Origin of the sequence: Nostoc sp. CHAB 5715 (assembly GCF_020829685.1) — a bacterium.
Classification (GTDB): Bacteria; Cyanobacteriota; Cyanobacteriia; order Cyanobacteriales; family Nostocaceae; genus Nostoc.
Genome location: NZ_JAIVFR010000927.1, coordinates 1 through 2,937, shown reverse-complemented (window position 1 = coordinate 2,937; position 2,937 = coordinate 1). Strand labels below are relative to the sequence as shown.

The 2,937-nt window shown below is 45.3% G+C and carries 4 protein-coding genes; 3 read left to right on the top strand and 1 reads right to left on the bottom strand.

All coding sequences use genetic code 11. From position 1 onward, the window contains the following. The first annotated feature begins 75 nt into the window (after positions 1 to 75). A complete protein-coding gene (locus LC574_RS33815; protein ID WP_229457974.1) occupies positions 76 to 1,122 on the top strand; it encodes a zinc-dependent dehydrogenase in 1,047 nt (348 codons plus the stop codon). Here the strand turns inward: LC574_RS33815 and LC574_RS33810 are convergent. Further along, positions 1,113 to 1,265 (bottom strand): hypothetical protein, encoded by a 153-nt coding sequence (locus LC574_RS33810; RefSeq protein WP_229457973.1) that lies wholly within the window; start codon positions 1,263 to 1,265, stop codon positions 1,113 to 1,115. The genes LC574_RS33815 and LC574_RS33810 overlap by 10 nt on opposite strands. 115 nt (positions 1,266 to 1,380) lie before the next feature. On the opposite strand from LC574_RS33810, the gene LC574_RS33805 reads away from it, so the two are divergent. Together LC574_RS33805 and LC574_RS33800 are read left to right on the top strand one after the other, a co-directional pair. Then, positions 1,381 to 2,700: an inorganic phosphate transporter gene (locus tag LC574_RS33805; protein ID WP_229457975.1), complete on the top strand. Its 1,320-nt coding sequence runs from the start codon at positions 1,381 to 1,383 to the stop codon at positions 2,698 to 2,700. A gap of 36 nt (positions 2,701 to 2,736) precedes the next feature. After that, positions 2,737 to 2,937, top strand: a 201-nt coding sequence (locus tag LC574_RS33800; protein ID WP_229457971.1) for a hypothetical protein, incomplete at its 3' end; no start/stop codon positions are given.

The following is a 2,937-nucleotide window of genomic DNA, read 5'->3' as shown; positions in this document are numbered from 1 at the left end:
TAAATCTCAAACTTAATAACCTAACCTGAACCACTAAATGTTACATCTAGTATCGTTGAGCGGGGAAAAACCAACGTGAAAGCACAGGTATTTAGAGGCGTCAATCAACTCTCTTACGAAGATATCCCAGTTCCAACTCTAGAACCAGATGAAGTGCTGGTACAGGTGCGGGTTGTGGGGTTGTGTCAGTCAGATATAAAAAAAATTCGTTATCCATTGTATGAACCGCCGCGCATTTTTGGACATGAAACTGCCGGCACGATCGCAGCATTAGGCAATAATGTCAAAGGTTGGCAAGTTGGACAACGGGTAGCAGTGATGCACCACATCCCTTGTATGCGTTGCGCCTACTGCCTAAATGATAATTTCTCTATGTGTGATGTCTACAAAAACATCTCCACAACCGCAGGCTTTAACGCTAGTGGCGGCGGTTTTGCCGATTATGTCAAAGTTCCCGGACATATTGTTCAAAACGGCGGGCTAATTCCCATCCCGGATAATATCAGTTTTGAAGAAGCGAGTTTTGTAGAACCAACTAACTGCTGCTTGAAAGCTGTGAAAAAAGCTCAAATTGCCCCAGGACAAACTGTGTTAGTTACTGGTGCTGGGCCAATTGGGTTAATGTTCATTATGTTGGTGAAGTATTTTGGAGCAAAAGCGATCGCTACTGATTTACTACCCTCTAGAATTGAAAAAGCCTTGAGTGTCGGTGCAGAGGCGGCTTTTGATGCCCGCGATCCCGATTTACCAGCAAAAATCCATGCCCTAACTGGTGGACTGGGTGTTGATATTACCCTGCTGGCTGTTCCTAGCGAGAAAGCCTTTTTTCAAGCACTTGATAGTACCCGCAAAGGAGGCAAAATCTTGTTTTTCGCCGAATTCCCCGATGAGGTGGAAATTCCAATTAATCCCAATATCCTCTACCGACGGGAAATCGACTTGATAGGCAGTTATAGCTCATCTTATCGGCTTCAGAATCTCTCAGCTGATATTGTATTTAATCAGCGGATTGACGTGCAAGCGTTAATTAGCGATCGCTATCCATTAAAAGATTTATCAGCAGCTGTGGAAGTTGCGATCGCACCTACACCGGATACTTATAAAATCTTAATTTATCCATAAAAGGGAGATGAGGGAGATGAGGGAGATGAGGGGGATGAGGGGGATGAGGAAGCAATTTTTGGCGTTGCTGAATCAAGGGATGATTCTTGTAGGGTGGGCGTCTCGCCCGCCCTGAAATACAAGGGACGGGCAAATCGCCCCATCCCACAAAACTAGCAAAATCATCCCGCAAATATGCAACGCCCAATTTTTCTTCCCCTGCTCCCCCTGCTCCCTCATCTCCCCCTGCTCCCTCATCTCCCTGCTAGCCTCAAAAAAATGCTTATTACCCTAATTTTCGTCGCCCTACTAGCCTTCTACGTCGCCTGGAATCTCGGAGCAAATGATGTTGCTAACGCGATGGGAACCTCTGTAGGTTCCAAAGCTGTTACCCTCAAACAGGCACTAATAATTGCTGGGATATTAGAATTTACGGGTGCTGTGTTGTTTGGACATGAAGTAACGGAAACTCTCGCAACGAAAATTGCCAATCCCGCTTTATTCGCTGCTACACCCCAAATATTCGTTGTTGGGATGGTAACGGTGCTAATTTCTTGTGGTGTGTGGTTGCAAATTGCCACATCACGCGGTTTACCTGTATCGTCTTCTCATGCGGTTGTTGGTGCGATCGCTGGATTTAGCTTGGTAGCTTTAGGAATAAATGCAATTGATTGGTCATCAATTGGCTTGATAACTATTGGTTGGGTTTTAACGCCATTAATTAGTGGTGCGATCGCTGCTTTATTCTACAGCCAAATCAAGCACTGGATTTTAGATCAACCCAATCAAGTAGTGCAGTTACAAGAATGGATTCCCTGGTTGAGTACTGCGCTGCTAGGTATATTCGGCGTAATTGTATTACCATCGCTAACTCAACCGCTAACCAATTTTGTAATTGAGCTTGGTTTCAACATCCCCGCTTACGACATCCCACTGTTAACGGGTGCAGTAGCAGCAGTTGGACTCACAATCATTAGTTGGCGACAATTGGCAGACAACGAGACAACAGGGCAAACACAAAAGTCTACCCCATGCCCCATGCCCAATGCCCCATGCCCCATGCCCAATGCCCCATCCCCAATTCCCAATCCTGTAGAAAGATTATTCGCCCGCTTCCAACTACTAAGTGCTTGCTTTGTCGCCTTTGCTCATGGTTCTAATGATGTGGGAAATGCGATCGCTCCTTTAGCTGCGATCGTCTACATCAATCGCACTGGTAGCGTACCTACAAATGGTATCACCATCCCCATTTGGGTTTTAATCCTTGGTGGTGCTGGTATCGTTGGTGGTTTAGCTGTCTGGGGAAAAAAAGTCATCGCCACTATTGGTGAAAATATTATTGCCTTGCAACCTAGCAGTGGATTTTGTGCCGAACTTGCTACTGCTACTACCATCCTCATCGCCTCCCGGCTAGGTTTACCAGTCTCCACCTCTCACGCTCTTGTCGGCGGTGTAGTTGGTATTGGACTAGTGCAAAATATCAAGTCGATTAAGTTCAAAACACTACAAGGCATTGCCGCCGCATGGCTAATTACGATCCCCGTGAGTGCTGCCCTTAGCACTGCCATCTTTAGCATTGCCCGGATTTTATTTTTCTAAGAATTTAGGACTTACGCACTATACAAATTGGCTATTATGTGCATAATGATTGGTTCAGAATACAAGTTCGTTGGTTCAGAATACAAGTTCGTTGGTTCAGAATACAAGTTCGTTGGTTCAGAATACAAGTTCGTTGGTTCAGAATACAAGTTCGTTGGTTCAGAATACAAGTCCGTTGGTTCAGAATACAAGTCCGTTGGTTCAGAATACAAGTCCGTTGGTTCAGAATACAAGTCC